The sequence below is a fragment of the Limnothrix sp. FACHB-1083 genome (assembly GCF_014696485.1).
GTDB lineage: Bacteria > Cyanobacteriota > Cyanobacteriia > CACIAM-69d > CACIAM-69d > CACIAM-69d.
Genome location: NZ_JACJQD010000009.1, coordinates 142,094 through 163,395, shown reverse-complemented (window position 1 = coordinate 163,395; position 21,302 = coordinate 142,094). Strand labels below are relative to the sequence as shown.

Below are 21,302 nucleotides of genomic sequence, written 5' to 3'. Positions count from 1 at the left end.
TATTTTGTTGTATTCAATACCATTCCTATGCGAATCGTAGTCGCACAGAGTTTCGCCAGGACTGGGGCGGATCGCCATAGAGCTGCCGAAATTGGCGAGTGAAGTAAGCCACGTCTGCATAGCCCACTCCCGCTGCAATTTGGCGCACGGGTTGATCGGTTTCACAAAGTAACATTCGTGCCTGGGACATACGGCGTTCCGTAATCCAACGCTTGATGCTGTAGCCCGTTAGCTCTTGGGTCAAATTCGTTAAATAGGCAGGTGAATAGCCGACCGCCTTGGCCACATCATTTAACCCGATCGGGCGGTGATAGTTGGCTTCGATGAATGCAAATACTTGTGATAAACGAGAACAGTCAGGAAAAATTCCGTTTTCGGATTGACTGTTTATTTTGCTTTCTGCTGGGGATGCATGAAAACTCGCTGCCAATTGGGCTTTTCGTTCTAGGCGAGTAGTGATCGCCGCCAACAATTGTTCAACGCTACAGGGCTTGGTTAAATAATCATCTGCGCCCAATTCCATCCCCTGGCGCAAATCTGCCATGGTTGCTTTGGCAGTGAGAAAAATAAATGGAATTGCAGCGGTGGCCGGATGGCGACGAATGGCCGATAGAACGCTGTAACCATCAAGATCAGGCATCATAACGTCGCAGATAATCAAATCTGGCAGATGCATTTGGGCTAACTTGATCCCGATTGAACCGTTCTCAGCCTCGATCGCACAAAACCCCTCAAACGTCAGACATCCCATGAAGATGCTGCGGGTTTGCGCTTCGTCTTCAATCACCAAAACTTTCGTCATGAACTGCCTGATTTACAGTAATGACCTGGGTGGTGTACCATGCCGGCCAAGTTTCGGGCGTATTCTCCAAACCGTGTAGTGTAAGAGGATACACATCCTCATCAGTCGCAAAATTTGTCAGGAATTCTGGACATCATGCGGCAATATTATTGGTCACAGCCTGTTTCAAAGCCGACCACGACACCGGCTGAGGCGCATATCTCCGCCTTACGAGCATCGCCGGAAACTGACCTAGAAACCCTGCGTCGCCAGCATGAGTTAATCCTGAATGCGGTGGGCGAGGGGGTCTATGGGCTGGATTTAGCAGGTCGAGTAACCTTTGTGAATCCAGCGGCGGCCAGCATGATTGGTTGGGAAATTCAGGACTTAATTGGTCAGTCCATGCATTCGGTTTTGCATCATTCCAAACCCGATGGCCAACCCTATCCCATCCATGACTGCCCAATTTATCAAGCTTTTCAAGACGGACGAATTCATCGTGCCAATACGGAAGTTTTTTGGCGCAAGGATGGATCGAGTTTTCCCGTTGAATATATCAGCACGCCCATGCAAGATCAGCAGGGAAATGTGATTGGAACGGTGGTTACCTTCCAAGATATTACCCAACGCAAATGGGCAGAGACTTTGTTGCAGCGAACCAATGAGGAGCTTGAGTTAAAAGTGCGCGATCGCACGGCTCAACTTCATCGTGCCAATCAAGAACTCCAGGAGCTAAGCGATCTCAAATCTCGCTTTGTTTCGATGGTTTGTCATGAATTTCGCAACCCACTAAATAATATTTTGCTGTCAGCATCATCGCTTGACCGTTATGATGCACAGCTTTCCCATGAGCAGCGCCAAAATTATCTTCAGGGAGTCAAGAACGATGTAGAACGCATGACTCAAATGATTGATGACATTCTAGTGATCGGTAAAACTGAGGCCCATAAGCTCATGGTTCAACCTCAGCCGATCGAGCTAGTGCAGTTTTGCCATGGCTTGGTAGCAGAAATGCAAGCAATATCTGATCACCAATCACTATCGATGTTGAGTCGGCATCGTCATGTGATGGCCAATTTAGACGAAAAATTATTGCGATCAATTTTGACTAATATTCTCTCTAATTCAATTCGATATTCCCATCACCATCAAAGCCCAATTTGTTTGCGACTGTCAAAGCGCAGCGGTCAGGTGACGTTCCAAATTTGCGATCAAGGCATCGGCATTCCCCGTGAAGATTTACCCCACTTATTTGAACCTTTTCGTCGAGGTAAAAACGTCAGTAATATTCCTGGAACTGGCTTGGGTTTGAATATTGTCAAGCGCTTTGTAGACTTGCAGCATGGAACAATCAAAGTAGACAGCAAGCTTAATGTAGGGACAACTTTTAAAATTACGTTACCGCTTGGTTGGAGCGAAGCATAGAAATAAGGCATCAATTGCGAGATTAAGCGAGCGATCGCAGCGAAATCGCCCAAACCAGTATTTCTAATTTGCATGGGGCTGGCTGGTCAGTTGCAGAGATTCAGGGGATTGGTTGCATAGGGATCAGGCGATCGCGCTAGAATCGGCTCCACTGTGCTATTTCAAGGGCCGATGGGCAACACCACCGACTCCTGCATGTCCCAATACGATATTCCGGCGCTGATTGCTGGCTATTCGCGCGGCTATTTTTTAATGGCCGATGAAACGGGTAACGATTTGGGCTGGTATTGCAGCCGGGAACGGACACTGATTCCGCTGGACGATCGCTTCCGATATCCCAAGTCCCTGCGGCGAGTGCTGAATCAAAATCGGTTTACGGTGGCGATCGATCGAGCATTTCGGGATGTGGTGGAAGGCTGTGCCGATCGGGACACCACTTGGATCTCGGAAGAGCTAAAGGAAATTTATTGGGCGCTCCATTGCGCTGGCTATGCCCACAGTTTTGAAACCTGGCAGGGCGACCACCTGGCCGGCGGCGTTTTGGGGATTGTGATTGGTGGGGCGTTCATTGGCGAATCGATGTTTTATCAAATTCCCGATGGCTCGAAGGTGGCAATGGTCAAGCTGGTTGAGCACCTGCGCCGTCGCGATTTTCTGTTGTTTGATGCCCAGATGATGAATCCACACTTGGAACGATTTGGGGCTTATAACATCCGCGATCGCCACTACGAGGTGCTGTTGCATCGTGCAATCCAGCATCGCTGCTCATTTTGCTAGCCATTTTGCCAGGGGTTAGCAATGCAGTTAGCCAAGCGGTTAGCAACGCAGTTAGCCAGTTTGAAAAAGTCAGGGATCAAAAAGCGATCGACTCCCCTGTTTCAGGAATCGATCGCGCTGTGCCAAACGGTGAGTAACGCTGGCAATTGTTCGGAAATTGTTCCGCAAACCACCGTTCATCGGGCGGTGGTAATGGGACGCTAATCAACTGGGATCAGTAATCAACTGGGAGTAATTACCTACCGACGGCGGAAGCTGCCAAAGCTCGATCGCATCCGCACGGGCGATCGCCCAAAGCTACTGCCAAAGCTGCTGCGGGGCCGGGGAGCAGCCACGCGGCGGTTAGGGCTACTGCGGAAGGTGCTGCTCCCAAAGCCGGAGCCAGTGGCCTTGGCTCGGTTGTTGGCGGCTGGGCGGTTCAGCCCCGTGGCATTGCGAGCCACATTGCCGGTGGCGCGGAACTGCTGGCGGTTGCGCTCGGCCACGGGGGCAGCGTTGTAGCGGTTTTGATAACTGCTGATGGCATCACCGTAGCTGCGACCATAGCCGCCGTAGCCCACCAAGGGGCGACCGGGCAAATAGGCCGGGGGCAGCACGTAATGGGGTGCAAACAAAGCATTCGCCACCACTTGACCCGCGATCGCCCCAGCAAAAGGAGACCAGAAGCTAGACTCACGGCGAACAATCACCGTTTGTTGCTCACCCGTTTGGGGATTGGTTTGGACAGCGGTTTCGCTATGGAGATATTCGATTTTGAAGTCTTCGTTGAGGTACAGCACGGGCCGACCGTCTTTCATGGCCAGGTAGGGCTTTTTCCCTTGGGCGATCGCCTCGTCATCCAGCCGGGCCATCTGCAACTCGGAGGTGCGAAAAACCGGCGAAGCACCAGCGGGCGTGTTTAACAGCATCAGGGCATATTCCCCCGTGCCGTCGTCATAGGCGGCCTGCTGAACCGGATAGTCGCCCGTGGGCAGGGATTTGGCAGCACTAGGCACGGCGGCCACAATGGCGCTCGGCAAGGCTTCCGCTCGCACCACCGTTGGTGAGCCGGTGATCGTGACCCAGGCGATCGCGATCGCCAGTACCAAAGCCAATAATTTTCGGAGCATAGGGCTATCTCAAAACAACAAAATCACGCTTGAGGCCATTGGGCGGCCAAGAAGCTGAGTTCTGTGGGCCAAGCCGGCAATGGGCCAAGTCTGCAATCCGCCAGCAACGAATCGATCGCGCGGTGGCGGCCGAACCAAGAGCCGCAGCCCCAAAACAGCAAGCCAAAACAGCAAGCCAAAACAGCAAGCGAGCATTGATTAAAAAAGACCGACCCTGATTTCTCGGATTGTGATTCCGATGGGACGGCATTCCTCCAAAAGACCCCCTAAGCGGGAGTTTCTACAGCGGAATCAGTTCCGGGAAATTTTGCAGGAGCTGATCATTCGTTAGCTCATCTCCCAGACGGGCAGGGGCAAAGTGTACCTGCACAGCCCGCAATTTTTGATTGTAGTGGAGGTTTGCCAGAGCCTTGAGACCCGTTGCTAAGGCTTCAGAATCGGCCAGGTTGGTTTCGAGGCTGGGGACTTCGCCTTCATAGCCCGCCGTCAACATCACCAACAGGTTGCTCGTGGCCGGGAGGGTCAGCAGGTCGTCATCCAGTTGGCTGGGCAAATCCAGGTCAGGTTGACTGAGATAGCGGGCCGCCGAGTCGGTGAATAGGTCATTGAACCGATCGCCCGCTTCTCCTTCATCCCAAAACACATCCCCCTCATTGCTGGCGGACTGCCAATAGGTTCGATATTGCAGCAGGCTTTCGCAAAGGTCTGACAGGCCCTGGCCCAAAACGTCCAAGTCCCCTTCCGCTTCGATCGCCTCCCGAGCAATTTGGTTGAGCTTGCCCAGCAAGGGGGCCACTTCTGACCCGGCTAGATGCACAAAAATGCGGGTGACGACGAAGCGGCTTTTGCCCGTCAGTCGATTCCACTGATCACCTAAACTCATGGTTCTGGAACGCTATTGACGCGATGTTGACGCGGTACTGATTCGGTCTTGATTCAGTCTTGATTCGGTACTGATTCGAGATCAAATCAATCCGGTTTGAATGCAAATTGAATACAAATTGAATGCAACAGGAGTGGCTCAAAATCCAAAAGCGTGCAAGCCTTGGCTTGCCTACTGTCCAGCTTATCCTGTGGAGCGGGGGCGGCTCTGGCGAGATAACCGACCGCTGGCCGGCCTAGCGGAATGGTGGCTGATCGGGTATCGATTGCGTTGCATTCCTGAGGCGTGGTGGGACGAGGGGAGTTTTAGGGAAGCGATCGATCGCGCGATCGGGGCAAATGGGCGGCGTTTGGGCGATGATTCGGCGGTAGTCGGGATTTGGGAATGGTGAAAGGTGTGCGGAGTGGTTGGTGTTGGCGAGCGATCGGGCTGGTGGGCTGCCTGGGATGGCTGTGGGGTGGAATCCTGACCCCAGCCGGGGCCGAGCCGGGGCCGGCTGGGCAAGCGCCCCAAACGCCCTTGGACTGGCGTTATCAATATCGCAAAGTGCGCCATCCCCAAGGCTTTTGGGCGATCGAACTGCCGATCGATTGGAATATGCCGCTCCATCGGGATTATCACTCGGTGTTCTATAGCGAGCCGATCGCCCCGTCTCGGGGATGGCAACCCAAACCCCTGCCCCGATCGCTGATTCGGTTGGATTTGGTGCTGCTAGATCAATCCATGGAAGCGGCGGAAACGGATTTAACAACTCGGGCAGAAGCGGCAGGCTTGACCTTAACCGAGCGATCGACTCTGAGCTTGGCCGGGCGATCGGCTGTGCGAATGGTTTTAGATCGAGTGATTTCAGATCGGGTGATTGCAGATCAAGTAATCTCGGATCAGGCGATGCCAAATCCGGTGAGTTCAGAGGCCAAAGACGCAAGGGACACAAAACCAGAAGCGGGCCCAGAGTTCGATCGCACCTGGCTCACCCTGATTCCCGTCACCCCGCGCTTGAGTTTGTTGCTGGTGGGGAGCTATAACCCCCGTGAAAATCCGATGGCGGAGGCGGTGCTAACCAAAATTCACCGTTCGATCGAGCTGTTTTTTGAACAACCCACCGACATACGCACACCGGCCCAGCAGTTACTTCCCCTGGAGTTGCCGCCCTTGGAAAATTCACCCAGCGATCGGGAACCCCAAACCCCCTAGAAATAATCCAATTCAAAACAACTCAACACAATTCAACTCAAAACAATCCCAACTATCAAAACCATCAAAAATGGGGCGATCAAGAAGTTCGATCGCCCCATTGGTTAATTCCCGATTAATGCATGGGTCGCTGATAACAGGCCCTTAGAACTAGGAACCCACCGTAGCCGGTTCCAGCTTTTCCAGCATCAGCTTCGATCGCTTCAACAGGGCTGGCACTGGAATTGGGTAGCGACCATTGAAACAAGCCGTACAGAAATTCTGCGTGGCATCTTGGGTCGCTTCCAGCATCCCTTCTTCGCTCAGGTAGGCCAGCGTATCCACACCAATTTGATCGGCAATTTCCTGCACTGACTTGGTGGCCGCAATCAGTTGCGATTGGTTGTCCGTGTCGATGCCATAGAAGCAAGGATGGGTGACCGGCGGCGAAGAAATGCGCATGTGAACTTCCGTGGCTCCCGCATCCCGCAAGGCTTTTACGATCTTGCGGCTGGTGGTTCCCCGGACGATCGAATCATCCACAATAATCACCCGTTTGCCCGCGAGCACATCCCGCAACGGGTTCAGCTTCATCCGAATTCCCGATTCCCGCATGGTTTGGGTCGGTTGAATGAAGGTGCGGCCCACGTAGCGGTTTTTGATCAACCCTTCGGCGTAGGTGATGCCCGAAACCTGGGAATAGCCGATCGCGGCAGGAACACCGGAATCGGGCACAGCAATCACAATGTCCGCATCGATCGGGGTTTCGATCGCCAAACGCCGTCCCAACCGCATTCGATAGCTATAGAGGCTGTCGTTGTGGAACTTGCTGTCTGGGCGAGCGAAATAGATCATCTCAAAAACGCACAGCTTCGGCTCCGGCTGCGTGGCCCAAAAGAAGGAGGCGAGACCATCGTTCGTGATCCAAACCATTTCCCCCGGTTCCACATCCCGCAGATAGTCCGCGCCGATGATGTCTAGGGCACAGGTTTCCGAAGCCAGCACATAGCGCTCGGGCGCACCGGGCAGCGTGCCAATCACCAGCGGTCGCACGCCGTTGGTGTCGCGAGTGCCGATCATGCCGTCGGGAGTCCCAATGACCAAACTGAAGGCCCCTTGGCATTGCTGGAAGGCCCGAATGGCCCCTTCCATCCAACCCAAACCACTGTCCACCTCTTGGCCAATGGCGATCGCGATCGCCTCGGAGTCCGTGGTGGTGGCAAATTCACAGTTGCGGGCGGCCAAGGAATCTCGCAGTTCCGCCGTGTTGACCAAGTTGCCATTGTGGGCCAGGGCCAAAGACCCCAAGCGCGTTTTCACCACGGCCGGTTGTGCATTGACACGACGGCTGGATCCGGTGGTGGAGTAGCGGGTGTGGCCCACGGCCAAATTTCCCGGTAGCTCTTGCAGGATTTTTTCGTTGAAGACTTGCGAAACGAGGCCCATGTCCTTGTGGACATGTACCGTTGAGCCATCAAAGGTGGCAATCCCCGCCGATTCTTGCCCCCGGTGCTGGAGTGCAAAGAGTCCAAAATAAGCAAGGGTGGCGATGTTTTCGCCCGGCGCGTAAACCCCAAAAACGCCACAGGCTTCTTCGGGTTTGTCGGGCCGATCGCCCATCAGATCGAACAGGTCTTCAGACTCGGAGGGAAACATTGGGCGACAATGACTCCTAGCAGCAAGAGCGGGTGAATTAGCAAAAAGACGGTCAGAATCGCGATCGAGTGAGGCTGGCGCGGCTGGTTAGCGCAACGTTTCCTGAGCCAGGTGATTCCTGGTGCAGCGATTGGAAGCCAAAAAATCGGCCACTCAGGAAGTTAACAAGCTCTTAACGATCCCGCCTTAACAGTAACAGAAGTTGCGGAATCGATCGGCTGTGGCGATGGCGAATTCAAGGGCAATCATCATCGGGGCAATTTCCATGGCATCCCGATCGCGCCTCCAATGATCCTACTGGCTCCCGATCGGCTTGCTGGGCAAGCACCAAGCTCGCCCCTGTGGCTGATCAGCGGTTCATCACCTGATTGCACTGCTGATTGATCATTAAGTTGATCGTTATCGATCATCAACCTGACGATCGATGAACGATCAAACGATCAATCGCTAACGATCAACAGTGATCCTTGGTGGGCGATCGAGCGGCGCGAGATGACGGGGCAATCTCCCTTAAACCAACCGCTCCATCCGGCGGGCGATCGACTCGCTCCAGCCTTCGGTCATGGTCGCCAGAGCCGCATCGATCGCCGTTGCGCCGTCCGGTGCGTTGACCACCAGCCGATCACCCCCGACAGTGCCTAGCTTGGCCCAATCGGAGCCGAGCTGCTCCGTCAGCCAGGTTTCAAACTCGGCCGCGCGATCGCCCGCCACGGACACCACGATCCGCGCGCCGCCTTCGCCGAATAGGGCCGCATCCCAGCGATCGGCTCCGGGGTCGATCGTCACCGTTGCGCCCAGGCTGCCGCTAATGCAGGACTCGGCCAGGGTGACGGCGATGCCCCCTTCGGCGCAGTCGTGGGCCGATCGAATCCAGCCTTGGCGAATGCCGTTGCGGCAAGCGGCTTGCACGGCCCGCTCCCGATCGAACTCCACCACGGGCGGCCGACCGGCGATCGTGCCATGGATCGCCGCCAGATAATCCGATGCGCCCAGGGTAATGGGAGCTTGCGCGCCCAATAGGTAAATTCCATCGCCCGCCCCTTGGAAGCCCTGGCCGGCGATTTGGTGAATGTTCTCGATCGCCCCCACCATGCCCACCACGGGCGTGGGATAGATCGCCTGGGGATTGCCCTCGGAATCCAGGGTTTCGTTGTAGAGCGACACGTTGCCGCCCGTGACCGGCGTGCCCAACTCCCGGCAAGCATCGGCCAGGCCGCGACAAGCATTCGCCAACTGCCAATAGCCCACGGGCTTCTCGGGGCTGCCGAAGTTCAGGTTATCGGTCACGGCCAACGGTTCCGCCCCCACACAGGACAGGTTGCGGGCCGCTTCTGCCACCACACCCAAGGCCCCTTGGTAGGGGTCGAGGTACACATGGCGAGCGTTGCAATCCACCGTGGCCGCCACGCCCTTGGTGAAGGGAGTGGTCACGTCGGTCACCAATTGGGGTCGCAGCCGCACCACCGCCGCATCGGCTCCACCGGGCACGATTACCGTGTTGTTCTGCACCTGGTGATCGTATTGGCGATAGACCCAGGATTTCGAGGCGATCGAGGGGGTTTCCAGCAGGCTTTGCAGCACCGCGCTCCAGGGGCGATCGGCTAGCCCCGTCACCGAACAAGCGGGCAACGAGTCCGGCGACCAAGCCCAAGCCTGCTGCGCGTAGGCCGGTGCTTCTGCCATCAGTTCCCGGCGATAGATCGGGGTGTTGTCCGCCAAGGCCGTCGCCGGAATTTCCGCCGCGATTCCCCCCTGGAACCGAATCCGGACGATCGACTCCTCGATCACTTCCCCGGCCACCACCGCTTGCAGACCCCAGCGGTGGAAGATGTCGATCAGCTCCTGTTCGCGGCCCTTGTGCGCCACAAACAGCATCCGCTCCTGGGATTCCGACAGCAAATATTCGTAGGGAACCATCCCCGACTCGCGCACGGGAATCTTATCGAGATCCAAATCGATGCCTACGCCGCCCTTGGCCGCCATTTCCGCCGTGGAACAGGTGATACCCGCCGCGCCCATGTCCTGGGCCGCCGCCACTGCGCCGGTTTTGAAGGCTTCCAAACAGGCTTCGATCAGGGATTTTTCGAGGAACGGATCGCCCACCTGCACGGCCGGGCGATCGTCCATTGACTCATCGGTCAATTCCGCGCTGGCAAAGCTGGCCCCGCCCATGCCGTCGCGGCCCGTCGTGGATCCCACGTACAGCACCGGGTTGCCAATGCCATAGGCTCCCGCCTTGACGATTTCCGGCGTTTCCATCAGCCCCAGGGCCATGGCGTTCACCAGCGGGTTGCCACTGTAGGCGGGGTCAAAATAGACCTCACCGCCGACGGTGGGTACGCCCACACAGTTGCCGTAGTGGGAAATGCCAGCCACCACCCCTTCAAACAGGCGGCGGTTGCGGGCATCATCCAGGGAGCCAAACCGCAGGGCATTCAAAATGGCGATCGGGCGGGCCCCCATGGTGAAGATGTCCCGCAGGATGCCGCCCACGCCGGTTGCCGCTCCCTGGAAGGGTTCCACGGCGGACGGGTGGTTGTGGGATTCGATCTTGAAGGCCAGGTGCAGCCCATCGCCTAGATCCACCACGCCAGCGTTTTCGCCGGGGCCCACGAGGATGCGCGGGCCGCTGGTGGGAAATTGACTGAGTAGGGGGCGAGAATTCTTGTAGCAGCAGTGTTCCGACCACATCACACCAAACATCCCCAGTTCGGCTTTGTTGGGGTGGCGGCCCAGTCGATTCACAATATCGACGTATTCATCGGGCTTGATGCCTTCGGCGGTGATTTCAGCGATCGGGAAGGGTGCGGATTCGAGAACGGTTTCGGGGGTTGACACGGCTTTGGTGGCGCGATTCAGAAAGCGCCCTAATTGTACAACCGAGGCGATCGGCGCGCCCGCCCCCAGGGGCGATCCATACCATTCCTAAATCAACACTGTGCTGACACGCAGCTTTTCTAGTCGCCAGTGTTGGTTTTGCGGCGATAAACCATCTTCAGTCCAGACTTAAACAGACCACCGACCCTCCATTCTCCTGTATATCGCACTCGATCCTCAAAAATTCCCCAATCTTTCATCTGCTGTAAAACGTCCCTTACTTTTGATTCTGGAAATTGGGTACTGTCAGCAATTTCCTGCACACGTACCGCAAATACAAATGGAGATTCGCGTCCTTCAAATGCTTTGAGGAGTCTTTCAACATGCTCTTTATTTTTTTCAGAATCTGAATCGAGATCAAGAACATTAAATAACTCATCCCTTACTTGTGTCATATACTGCACAGCCGCATCTTCATGAGCAGTAAAGACCAATAGGGAGTTAATCTTGCCACCATCGAGCTGTTTATTCTGAAACTCGAAGCTACGCCAATCCTTATTAGATGATGGATCTGCAATGATATCGAGAAAGATTTCGTAAACTCTTGGATAGTAACTCAACTGGGATGCATACCCACTTGCCGTATCGGCAAAGTAAGTTTTCAAAAACGTCAACATTTTTATGCCACTTCGTTTGAGCTTAGGTGGAAAAATCTCCAGTATAAGTTCCTCACATTCTTGTTCGGAAACGTCTGCTCTCTCTAGCTCATTTCTTTGCATTTCGAGCTTCTTGACAGTATTAGGAAAATGATCTTGATACCAAGGCTTCTTGGAAATTCTAGACAGTAGAAAATTGAAAATTTCTTGAGTTCCCCACTCTAGACGCAACTGCTTGCTAGTGCGAGCTTGCTGTTCAAGATTTTCAGCACTATATCGACGTAGATCATCTCGGATAAAGAGCTTGATCTTGATCACTTCGCTCCACCTAACTTCACTGGTAACAGAGCGCATAAATTCAAACAAAGCTTCCGTGTATCGACGAATTAGTTTGGCATTGAAGGCAATCTCCACACTATCAATCAGGAAAGTGCGAGATTCACGAGTTAAATCAAGTTCTTTGATTTGCTTAACTAATTCATCAAGAGTGGACGATCTTTTGGGCAAAGATTTACTATTATCGACGCGCTGCTTAAACTTTAGTTCAAGCTTGGCGCGTGATGTTTTTCGATCCTCAATTACAGTTTCCAACCCGGCAATGAGCAAGTCGTACCAGAAATTGATTGGATTGTCTTTGTAAGACTCTATTGCTCTAGCCTCTTGAATGATTAGAGAGCTAGCTTGTATGCCTTGCAAAGTACTATCTTCCGCATCAACTAGTAGGGGTTGTCCTAACCCTTTCTTCGCAATTTCTGTAACTAAGCGAGTTTTACCAGTACCTTTTTTGCCAAAAATGTAAGCTGTTTCGTTACCAGGGCGTAGCAATTCACGGAAATTCTTAGTCTGAACTAGTAGACCTTCATCACTCGATTCTTGGATCTGATCCTGAATGACTTTCTTGTCTAGCAAACCCAGACTCAGAACACTACGAATGTTATTAATCGAATCTTTTGTCTGATCGGCAAGTTCACTGATTTCTGGCATTTGACCACTATGACTCTCGCGAAAAGCAGAATCATAAGGCCACATGATCCAATGATCTTCAAGCAAGCCAATAGCAAGATTGTCAGATTCTTCAGAGCTAAGGTTGCTGTTTTCAACGTCTGCCAATAACTCTAAGAGTTCTTCTCTTTGGGCAGCAGTTCGTCTCTCATAAGAATCTCTTGTTTCATTGTCGGGTTTGAATGAAATAAAGCAACCTCTATCAGTAGAGTTTTCGCGCAAAAGAGCCTGAAAGAATTCTTTTGCCAGTTGCCATTGGTAATCAAGTCGATTGCAAATGACAGTAGGGCCTTTTAAAGTTGAGATCCAAGGTAGGGGAGTCGCAGAAATTCCTGATCGATGGTCACAAAGTACTATGTCATACGAATGCTTTTTAGCCACTTTCTCCACTTCTCTTGCTAACCGTTCTGTCAGCAAGGAATCCATTGATAAGCGTAGAGGCAATACAGCAGCTTCGATTTCATATTCTGAGATGGCTGGGCGACAAAAAATCGCGTCAACTTGACCAATACTGGAAAAAACCTGTGATGGCTCAACATCAACTCCAGAACGCCCAAAGCCAAGCAAGGTACTACGAATTGATTCATTAGGTGCTCCATAGAGAACATCTAATGAAGGCGCTTCTGTATCTAAATCTACTACCAACACTTTCCAGCCATCATTGGCCAAAGCCTTGGATAGCATCACAAGAATGGTAGATCTTGCTTGTCCACCCTTATAGCCATAAAAATGAACTACTTTTAATCGATCATCAGCTTCTTCTACTGTGTCTAGGGCTGGTTGATGAAGAAAATCTTGTGTCAAGGCAGATGCATAATGATAACCCCGTTCCCGAAGCTGGCTACTATAGCCATTTTCAAATTCATTTGGCGCTAGGAAGTCAATGGAGGCAGATGCATAGTAGAGCGTTTCGTAAATAGTGGCAGTGCTAGATTGAATTTTATTTGCTGCGATCACATCACGCTGATCTGGTGGAACTGTGGCAAACTCTTCAGAAATACAAGCAAGGTATAGCGTAGGATGACGATAGACTACTTTTAGGCTATCTGCCCCGTAGACATCTTGTAGTTTGCGAATTAAGCTTTTTAGTGAAAGCATAGAATTATTTTTCACTCAATAATGAAAGTTTTATCAAGCTGCTAATAATGCTTTGAACTGTTGCCAAAGCATTATCTAAACTTTCCTCCGTTGTCTCTCCAGAATGTCCATTATGATCGTCAGAATTATGCTGTAAGTATCGAATGTCTGGATATTTATTGACAATAGCCTCTTGTGACAGTCCGTTGGCTCCTGTGCAATACAAGTTACGAAAGTCAGTTTCAAGTTTCTCCACATTTTCTTTTAATTGCTTAATGATTGCTGGCTGAGGAGAGAAAATTCTGTCAGGCAGTGGATCAGAATCAGGAAATAAGTTATCTATGCCACGTTTTATATCATGCCTAATTCCTGGCCAAGTTTCTTGCTTCTGTCTTAGATTATCTTTGATGGTCAGCTCAATGACTACAAGAGAAGAATATAGCTTGAGAAGCTTTTCTGAGGTTTTGGTTCCTGCATAGAAAGCCTTGATGTTGTACTTGTGCGCCATTGAAGCCAATTCTCTAAGAAGAAATACCTTAAGTTACTAGAAAGATTTTTTGTAGTCGCCAATTTTAGCTTAACGCATGAAAAAGTGTTTCTGAATGATTTTCAACAACCTGAGGACAGACTTATCAACAACTTATAACCTGTGTAGACCGTGCAGCGTGATTCAGACAGCGCTCATTCTACAACCAAGCGATCGAGTGGCGCTGTCTGTCTCTGTTTGGGAGTTTAGAGGCGCGATCGCGACAGGATTTGCACCACTTGATCGGGTTGGCCCGTGGGGACGGCGGGACTCCAGAGGATGGTTTCACCGATGCCGCAAAGGTGCAGGCTCTTGACCAGGCGATCGACCCACTCGCTTTGGCCCACGAGGATGATCCGGTTGCAGCGATCGTCCAGATGGTTCAGGCGTTCCAGAATGGGGCGATCGCCGTTGGTTGGGGTAGTCATATCGATTGAATGCTGCGAATCGACAACAAACTTACTGTAATCGATTAAGTTGTCAATTCGCAACCTTTACGCAATTTCCCGAGTTTGACACCATGAGCGGCATGGGAAAAGCCGGGAAAGCATTACGCGAAACGCTACAGCAACACAACCTCACGCAAAATCGTTTAGCCGTAACGATGGGGATTGCGCGCGGCACGATGAGCCATTGGGTGGCGGAAACACGCGACCCGACGGCGGAAGCAATCCCGACTATTGTGGATGCCCTAGAGCAGTTGAACCCGGAAGCCGCACGGACATTTGTCGAGGCTTACCTGGGCCGGGCGATCGGGGAACTGTCGCCCAAGCAGATTGAAGATAGAAGCTGAATGGGAAAAGCCGGGAAAGCACTACGCAAAACGTTGCAGCAGTACAACATCGCTCAGAATCGACTGGCGGTGAACATGGGCATCAATCGCGCCACCATTAGCCATTGGTTCGCGGAAACGCGCGACCCGACGGCGGAATCGATTCCGGCGATCGTGGATGCGTTGGAGCAGTTGAACCCGGAAGCGGCGCAGGCTTTTGTCGAGGCTTACTTGGGCCGGGCGATCGGGGAGCTGGCTCCTAAAAAGGCTGAGGGCGAGGGCTGAGCGGGAACGGCCGGAAAAATATTGCGCGAAATACCCCAGAATTAGCCCCTCGTCCACAGTCAGCGGACGAGGGCTGTGGGTATTGGTTGGGCGACCAAGAGCAGACTGAAGATGAGCTGTTGATTAGGTCATTCAACAGTTAATTGATCGTGGGCAAAAAGCTTAACTGCTGCTAAATTTATTGTATCTTTTTCAGGATAATTTAAAAATTTAGTATCAATAAATTTAGGACTCAATTATATTTTTATACCTCGTGATTTTGTCATGTACCTTAATGAGCGTTTCAGGCTGTTTTTTTAAGCTAAGGAAGTGCGTCTTTATACTTTACAGGGTTCACCACTGAGGCCACTGGGCTAAGCAATGACAAGTAATTCAACCCAAAACGATCTAACCGTCCCGGCTAAATCAATGAAATTTGGACTTCGTTCGATCGGCACTCGCTTGTTTGTGGCGGTGATTTCTGCCGCTTCCATTGGTCTCGGCAGCTTAGGGTATTTATTTTATAGTGAGCTGAAGTCCGTTCGGATTTTGCAACTAACGTCGGAAACGGATAACAAGGTTCGACATCTTGATGCGGAGCTGCTCAGTGGTGAAACTTTTTTAAAGAGTTTGGTTTCCGCAACGATCTTCTTGCACGATAGTGGTGTGCGATCGCCTGAGGCCTACGAGAAATTAGTACTTTCATTTATGTCAGCTCGTCCTAAGCTGATCACCGGATTTGGGGTGATGCAGTTCCCCAAGGGTTTGGTCGATCGTGAGTGGTTTGGGCCCTATATTGAAGAATCTATTCCCGATCGCGGGGTTAGACTGGCTCAAAATCCTAAATTTACGCTGGTTGATCTATGGGCAGTAGATCAATATCCCAAGATGCAATATTTTAAAGACGCGGCTAAGGCCGATCGCTATCTTTGGTCAGAGCCTTATATGAATGATAATTATCCCATTCCGCTCATGACCTTTTCAGGGACGATTCGTAATCAAAAAGGTCAATTAATTGCCGTGATGAACGGAGATATTAATATTGATGATCTTAATAAAGATATTGATGCTAGTGATCTTAATTTGAGTCAAGATGATCCTTCATTCAATAGCAATGGCTACCATGCCCTAATCACAAAAAATGGGCAACTCTTGAGTTATTCTCTTGATCCTCGTCAGGCTGCCCAAATGGCTAATGTTTCATCCATTCCATCCCTAAAACCGGTTTGGGAACAAATTCGTTACCGAATTAACCAAGGCATTGAAAAATCACATTTTGAATCTGATTCAATCTATTGGGTTTATCAAACAGTTCCCAGAACCCAATGGGTGATGCTGGAAGCGATTCCCTATGAGACTGTTGCCAAACCTGCTCTGCTAGGAGCCATTAGCGCCACAATCATTGCAGCCGTCTTTTTGCTTTTGGTTGTTTGGTTGTTTATTCGATTTTTAAATCGCCGTTTGCAACCCATTTTAGATGTTTGCGATCGCACGATTGGGAATCATAGGGACATCAACAATTCAGGCGATGAAATTAGCCATTTGTCTGATGTCTTTTTCAATATGGTTAATCAGCAGCAAACCCTACTGCGCAAGTTGCAAACAGCCAACAATCAACTCGCGCAGTCAAATCGACTGAAAGATAATTTCTTGGCAACCATGAGCCACGAACTCCGCACTCCGTTAAATACGATTTTGGGAGTGGCGGAAATTTTGCAAGAGGGCATCTTTGGTGGAGTTAATAAGCAACAGCACAAAGCCTTAGAAAATATTGAAAAAAGCGGCGCGCATCTTCTGGCTCTAATTAACGATATTTTGGATATTGCCAAGATCGAGTCGGAATTTTTGGAGCTGAATTGCACGACCGTCGCGATCGGGGCGCTTTGCACATCAAGCGTGGCATTCATTCAGCCCCAAGCCGAACAGAAGAATATTCGACTGGAAACCAATCTATCGCCTAATTTGCCAGATCTATACATCGATGAACGTCGTATCCGCCAAGTTTTGCTGAATTTGCTCAATAATGCTTTTAAATTTACGCCAGAAGGGGGACACATCACCCTAGAAGTGACTTGCCAAAAGGAAGAGGGCGAGGACGAGGCAGACAAAAATGGAGAATTACAAAAATATTTTGTGCGAATTTCGATCACTGATACGGGTATTGGGATTGCGCCAGAAGATATCAAGCGTCTTTTTCAGCCGTTCGTGCAAATTGATAGTGCCCTCAATCGTAAATATGAGGGAACGGGTTTGGGTTTGGCTCTGGTGAAGCGAATTGTTGAACTTCACGGTGGTCGTGTGGGGTTGACCAGTGAAGTGAATGTGGGTAGTTGTTTTACGATCGATTTGCCTTATATTGAAACGCGATTTTCCGTTGGGCGAGAACGAGAAGGCAAGCCCAATTTACAGAAAGATCGGGAAACCTGCACTGAAGTAGCCCGAGAATGAGGACTGAAAAGGAATCGCCTAGATTTTTTCGATCGCCAGGTCGCGCAACCAAAAAAAGCGATCGTCCCGCCATTCACGACCCTTTTCGCGGCTTAGATAACCGGTGAGTGGGGAAGCCAGTTCGATCGCCACGCTGTGTAGATCTTCCATTTCCAGTAATTTTGGTGGCTGGGAAGTGATATAGACCGCGTGAAGCTCGACTGTGCTGGCTCCTTTATTTTGATTGTTACTTGTTAGTCGTTTCAGGCAATCAATCAAAAATGCACGAATTCGCAATTGTTCGATTTTTTCATCTATAAAGTTATTGATTTGGTCATCGGCTTCTTGAGCATAGGGCGGATTTTTTAGGCAATTTTCTAGCTCCCATAAATTCAACGAACCAGGATACGAAACATTGAGCTTAACCAAGCGTTCTAGGGTGGTGGGTTTAATCAAATTCATACGGTTGCCTTGGGCTGTTTTTTGAGCATGGTGGTTGGGTTTACCAACAGAAATGACTAATTTTATGGCTTGTTCATAGTCTTCAGGATTGAGATATTTGTTACCAAGTTTCATAAGCTGCGAAAACACCCCATCAGGTAGCGTATCGCGGCTGCTGGATTTACATTCACCGATGATTAAATAGGGCGATTCACAAACAAAATCTAGACCGCCTGCGCCGCCAACACTATCGGGATCAAGGCTAGCTTTGGGGTTTTGATTGCGGTTAGCAAATCCCAAAGAAATCATGGCTTGGCGCACCAGCCGCTCGAATTCATTGCCTTCGCTGGATGCGCCGACTTTAGAAATTTTGCTCATCCAGGGACTGAGACGGGACGATCGCCCTGGCACGCGCCACCCTAAAAAGGCTTGGATGCGATTGTCTAATTGTGTGGCGCTGGGCAGTGTGTTGGCTAAATCAGCAAGGGTGGATTGCAGGGTTTCGAGTTCTGAATGTTCGGGCGGCTGTCGATCGCGAAGTTGTTGCGATCGCCGTTTGAAAACCGCTTCTGGCAGCACCGGCTCAGGATTTTCGCCTGTGAAGGGACGGGGCATCACCACGCATTTTCCGATCACGCTGAGGTCTTCAAAATCGTGCTCCAGCGGGTGGGGTGTGAGCAGTCGAAAAGCGCGGACGGTGGCTAGGAATAAATGTCCTTTGGTGGCGATCGAGCGAGCGAGGAAATCCTCAGACCAAATGGTGAGGGCGGCGATCGCGTCAACGGCCGCCAAGTCGTCAATAATTTGGCATTCCACACAGGTGACGATCGCCCGGATCGCGGGGGGAAAGCTCTCGGAACCCAAATCTGCGAATCGGTAGGGGCGATCGTGCGATCGGGGATTGAGGCGATCGGGAATCGGCTGAAGCGCCAACATACGCTGGGGCTTGATGAACGTGGCGGACAACATCGCCAACATTCGCCCTTGCAACAGTGCTGAAATCTCAGATTCTGGCAAGCAGAGGGCGGCGGTGGGTTTGGGTTGTAGTTCCATGTGGCTGGATTACTAATTAATTTTGTCAACCACTTGCAAAGTCAATTCGTCCTCCAAATACCCCAGAGGAGCTAGCAGTTTTTCCGTGAGGGTTAGAACGCTAGAAATTCCCAAATCTGTTTCAATGTATAGCTCTACCTTTTCTAGGAAGATAGGCTTAAACATCCCCTCAGTTTTTTGAGAAAATCGAGCCTTTCGGCCATTGGACTCCAGCGCAACTTTGACAAATTTCTCGGCGTGTTTCTCTGCCAGTACTTGGTTAATGGTGATAAAGAACTCGCGCCAGCTCTTGACCGAATAATTTTCGCCACGCAGGGTAAAAGCACAAAGTTTTTTGCCTTTGTAATCAGACTTGAGAGTGAGTGACTGAATTGTCGATGCATCAGTGGGTGGAGTTGTGGACTGGCTCGCGCCGTCTGGTTCTAAATCATCGTCGCCACTACCCACCAAAAAATCGATCAGGTCTTCTTCGTTGTCCTCGATCGCGCTGGTATCGATCAAATCATCGTCACCAATAATGATGCTGACGAGGGTTTCATCATCGATAATGCTGGGATCAATCAAACCCGATGGATCGCTGAGAATTTCCAGCAAAATTTCATTATTCAGTGCAATTTCGCGAGAAAATTCCTGTACTTCTGCTTCCGTCAAACCATAGATTGAGGCACTATCAAAGACGGCTTTCAGAGCCATCAAGACTTTCAACTGTTCCGGGTCAGGTTCAATGTGTTCGCCGCCTTGGCGCTGGATAAAGTTCTGGTAGGTTTTGTAGGAATCCCAGAAGGTCTTAATCTTGAAGTCTGCGCCACGAATCAGACAGCCGCGCGTCAGCCCATAGGTTTTGTAGTCCACTAGGCGATTCAAACCGGCGGCAAAGGAGAGGCCCGATTGTTGCAGGACGGCTACCCCGATCGCGAAGGGTTTGTCCTGTTCGGTTCCGACAATCTTGAAGTTGATGTAGCCAGCATTTTTGGCTTTGGGTTCAATATTGGCGATCGCGGTAATTGTAGCCCCTTCGATTTTCTCGCCGGATTTTGTTTCACCGCTGATGGTTTGATTGACGACCAACTCAAAGCAGTAGCGCAGGGTTTCAGCAACGGTAGCACTGTCATCCATCGCTTTTCGATAGTCGTCTTGTAGCTTCTCTTCGAGTCCTTTTTGAAAGCGCTCCTCCGGCGGAATCGGCGGTGCTGCCACCACAAAGTTTTTAGCACACCAACGTAGTGCCAGTCTAACAGGCATCCGTTCCTTTCTACCAACTTCTTTTAGCTCATTTTCATCGAATGGATAGAACGGATTAGGCGGAGTTAAACCACGTGGATTATAGAATTTCTTAGCCAACAAAAACTTAACAAGCCTCGGCAATGACTGACCATCGAGTTGCTGAAGGTTAATCGGTTCACCTGTACCAGCAGTCATGCGATCAGAAGCACCGGCTAACTGTGGTATTTCAAATTGCCATAGGGACGGAAAAAGGAAAGAAGCAAGAACAAGTCCACTATCTTGCTCAGACAAATGCAAAGAATCAAAAATCTGCTTGATGAGATAAGCCAAAACTTGAGTTGAGGTTAGGCCATCTTTCATCTGTGACATTTCGGTTTCATCAAAGCAAAGGAGAACCGGCCGATAAGCTGCCAAGAGTTTTAAAATAGCCAGACTCACCTTCAGAGACTCTGACTCTCTAGAAGTCTCAGCCACCATAGTACTGGGTAATCCCATTTCTTCGACATAGGCTGCGGATAACTCGTCTCCACTTAACCACTTGATTGCGTAGGGTCCATAAGCTTTTGAAAGTGTCCAGAGTAATGCTCGAAGAATATCGGGATCAACTTCTGAAAATTGAGAGTGACACTTACCAACCAAAATGTTGATCAGGTTGCCGCCCTTAGACAGACAAGTACGATAGCGATCATCAAAGCGATTAACAAAACCGACTGGATCAAAGACCTGCTTACTCTTGGGATCAAGCAATCCCTGTTCAATCACAGATGCAGCTAGCAACTGCCATTGAGAAATACCTGAAATTGTGGATTGTGATAAGCTCCGGGAAATGGCTTGCCGAAACTCATAATTAATGAAGTTGATGTCCCCACAGAGCGAAAAGCTCATGTAGAGAAAAAAGCCGTTTTGTCCCTCATAAATTCGTCGATGTAGCCGACGAATCAAGTGACTTTTGCCAACGCCCTGCTCAGCGGTAATCACGAAAGAAGAAATCTTCTTTTCCGAATCTTGTATCGCTCGGGTTTCTTGCAATTTTCCCAGAATCAAATCTGATGCCTGGGCGTGCAAAAACTCAACATCAACAAAATCTACATTCCAAACATCCTGGTGTTTAACAACAGATCGCAAGTTGAACGGGTTATATTCCTGAATAGCCTGGTGAATTTCATGGAGGGGGGAAACGCTAGTCATAACCCAAAACTCAACTTTGCGATCTGGTGTGCAAGGAACAAAACAGGAGCA

18 protein-coding genes are annotated in these 21,302 nt (G+C 50.6%); 8 read left to right on the top strand and 10 right to left on the bottom strand.

Features of this window, described 5'->3' with window-relative positions; genetic code table 11:
- Positions 1-25: 25 nt before the first annotated feature.
- Positions 26-802 carry a response regulator gene (locus tag H6F46_RS13090; RefSeq protein WP_190355127.1) on the bottom strand — a complete coding sequence of 259 codons (777 nt, stop codon included), beginning with the start codon at positions 800-802 and terminating at the stop codon, positions 26-28.
- A gap of 114 nt (positions 803-916) precedes the next feature.
- Here H6F46_RS13090 and H6F46_RS13085 point away from each other — a divergent pair, with 114 nt between their 5' ends.
- The 3 genes from H6F46_RS13085 to H6F46_RS13075 all read left to right on the top strand — a co-directional run bounded on the left by H6F46_RS13085 (position 917) and on the right by H6F46_RS13075 (position 3,187).
- Positions 917-2,206 (top strand): PAS domain-containing sensor histidine kinase, encoded by a 1,290-nt coding sequence (locus H6F46_RS13085; RefSeq protein ID WP_242027942.1) that lies wholly within the window; start codon positions 917-919, stop codon positions 2,204-2,206.
- A gap of 171 nt (positions 2,207-2,377) precedes the next feature.
- On the top strand, positions 2,378-2,983 hold the full coding sequence (aat, locus tag H6F46_RS13080) for a leucyl/phenylalanyl-tRNA--protein transferase (protein ID WP_242027941.1): 606 nt from the start codon (positions 2,378-2,380) through the stop codon (positions 2,981-2,983).
- Between the two features lie 21 nt (positions 2,984-3,004).
- Positions 3,005-3,187, top strand: coding sequence for a hypothetical protein (locus H6F46_RS13075; protein WP_190355126.1), 183 nt, complete (start codon positions 3,005-3,007; stop codon positions 3,185-3,187).
- A 35-nt stretch (positions 3,188-3,222) separates the two neighbouring features.
- Here H6F46_RS13075 and H6F46_RS13070 read toward each other — a convergent pair whose 3' ends face one another.
- On the bottom strand, positions 3,223-4,092 hold the full coding sequence (locus tag H6F46_RS13070; protein ID WP_190355125.1) for a hypothetical protein: 870 nt from the start codon (positions 4,090-4,092) through the stop codon (positions 3,223-3,225).
- A gap of 280 nt (positions 4,093-4,372) precedes the next feature.
- Positions 4,373-4,975: a DUF1517 domain-containing protein gene (locus tag H6F46_RS13065; RefSeq protein ID WP_190355124.1), complete on the bottom strand. Its 603-nt coding sequence runs from the start codon at positions 4,973-4,975 to the stop codon at positions 4,373-4,375.
- A gap of 190 nt (positions 4,976-5,165) precedes the next feature.
- On the opposite strand from H6F46_RS13065, the gene H6F46_RS13060 reads away from it, so the two are divergent.
- On the top strand, positions 5,166-5,366 hold the full coding sequence (locus tag H6F46_RS13060; RefSeq protein ID WP_190405010.1) for a hypothetical protein: 201 nt from the start codon (positions 5,166-5,168) through the stop codon (positions 5,364-5,366).
- Complete coding sequence (locus H6F46_RS13055) at positions 5,360-6,169, top strand: hypothetical protein (RefSeq protein ID WP_190355123.1); 810 nt, start codon at positions 5,360-5,362, stop codon at positions 6,167-6,169. The genes H6F46_RS13060 and H6F46_RS13055 overlap by 7 nt, the downstream gene beginning before the upstream one ends.
- 150 nt (positions 6,170-6,319) lie before the next feature.
- Here H6F46_RS13055 and purF read toward each other — a convergent pair whose 3' ends face one another.
- From purF to H6F46_RS13030, 5 genes are all read right to left on the bottom strand, one after another.
- Entirely contained in the window at positions 6,320-7,804 is a 1,485-nt protein-coding gene (purF, locus tag H6F46_RS13050) for an amidophosphoribosyltransferase (protein ID WP_190355122.1), read from the bottom strand.
- A gap of 510 nt (positions 7,805-8,314) precedes the next feature.
- Entirely contained in the window at positions 8,315-10,642 is a 2,328-nt protein-coding gene (gene purL, locus H6F46_RS13045; protein WP_190355121.1) for a phosphoribosylformylglycinamidine synthase subunit PurL, read from the bottom strand.
- A 119-nt stretch (positions 10,643-10,761) separates the two neighbouring features.
- Positions 10,762-13,377 carry a ParA family protein gene (locus H6F46_RS13040; protein WP_190355120.1) on the bottom strand — a complete coding sequence of 872 codons (2,616 nt, stop codon included), beginning with the start codon at positions 13,375-13,377 and terminating at the stop codon, positions 10,762-10,764.
- A gap of 4 nt (positions 13,378-13,381) precedes the next feature.
- On the bottom strand, positions 13,382-13,864 hold the full coding sequence (locus H6F46_RS13035; protein WP_190355119.1) for a hypothetical protein: 483 nt from the start codon (positions 13,862-13,864) through the stop codon (positions 13,382-13,384).
- Between the two features lie 224 nt (positions 13,865-14,088).
- Complete coding sequence (locus tag H6F46_RS13030; RefSeq protein ID WP_190355118.1) at positions 14,089-14,310, bottom strand: hypothetical protein; 222 nt, start codon at positions 14,308-14,310, stop codon at positions 14,089-14,091.
- Between the two features lie 92 nt (positions 14,311-14,402).
- On the opposite strand from H6F46_RS13030, the gene H6F46_RS13025 reads away from it, so the two are divergent.
- The 3 genes from H6F46_RS13025 (at position 14,403) to H6F46_RS13015 (ending at position 17,366) form a co-directional block, all read left to right on the top strand.
- Positions 14,403-14,675 carry a helix-turn-helix transcriptional regulator gene (locus H6F46_RS13025; protein ID WP_305068604.1) on the top strand — a complete coding sequence of 91 codons (273 nt, stop codon included), beginning with the start codon at positions 14,403-14,405 and terminating at the stop codon, positions 14,673-14,675.
- The gene (locus tag H6F46_RS13020; protein ID WP_190355117.1) at positions 14,676-14,939 is read left to right on the top strand and encodes a helix-turn-helix transcriptional regulator; all 264 of its coding nucleotides are present in this window, start codon (positions 14,676-14,678) and stop codon (positions 14,937-14,939) included. It begins immediately after the preceding gene.
- A 408-nt stretch (positions 14,940-15,347) separates the two neighbouring features.
- On the top strand, positions 15,348-17,366 hold the full coding sequence (locus H6F46_RS13015) for a sensor histidine kinase (RefSeq protein WP_242027940.1): 2,019 nt from the start codon (positions 15,348-15,350) through the stop codon (positions 17,364-17,366).
- Positions 17,367-17,384: 18 nt separating this feature from the next.
- On the opposite strand, the gene H6F46_RS13010 is transcribed toward H6F46_RS13015, so the two are convergent.
- Together H6F46_RS13010 and H6F46_RS13005 are read right to left on the bottom strand one after the other, a co-directional pair.
- Entirely contained in the window at positions 17,385-18,839 is a 1,455-nt protein-coding gene (locus tag H6F46_RS13010) for a DUF1802 family protein (protein WP_190355115.1), read from the bottom strand.
- Between the two features lie 12 nt (positions 18,840-18,851).
- Positions 18,852-21,251: a hypothetical protein gene (locus H6F46_RS13005; RefSeq protein WP_190355114.1), complete on the bottom strand. Its 2,400-nt coding sequence runs from the start codon at positions 21,249-21,251 to the stop codon at positions 18,852-18,854.
- Positions 21,252-21,302 lie beyond the last annotated feature (51 nt).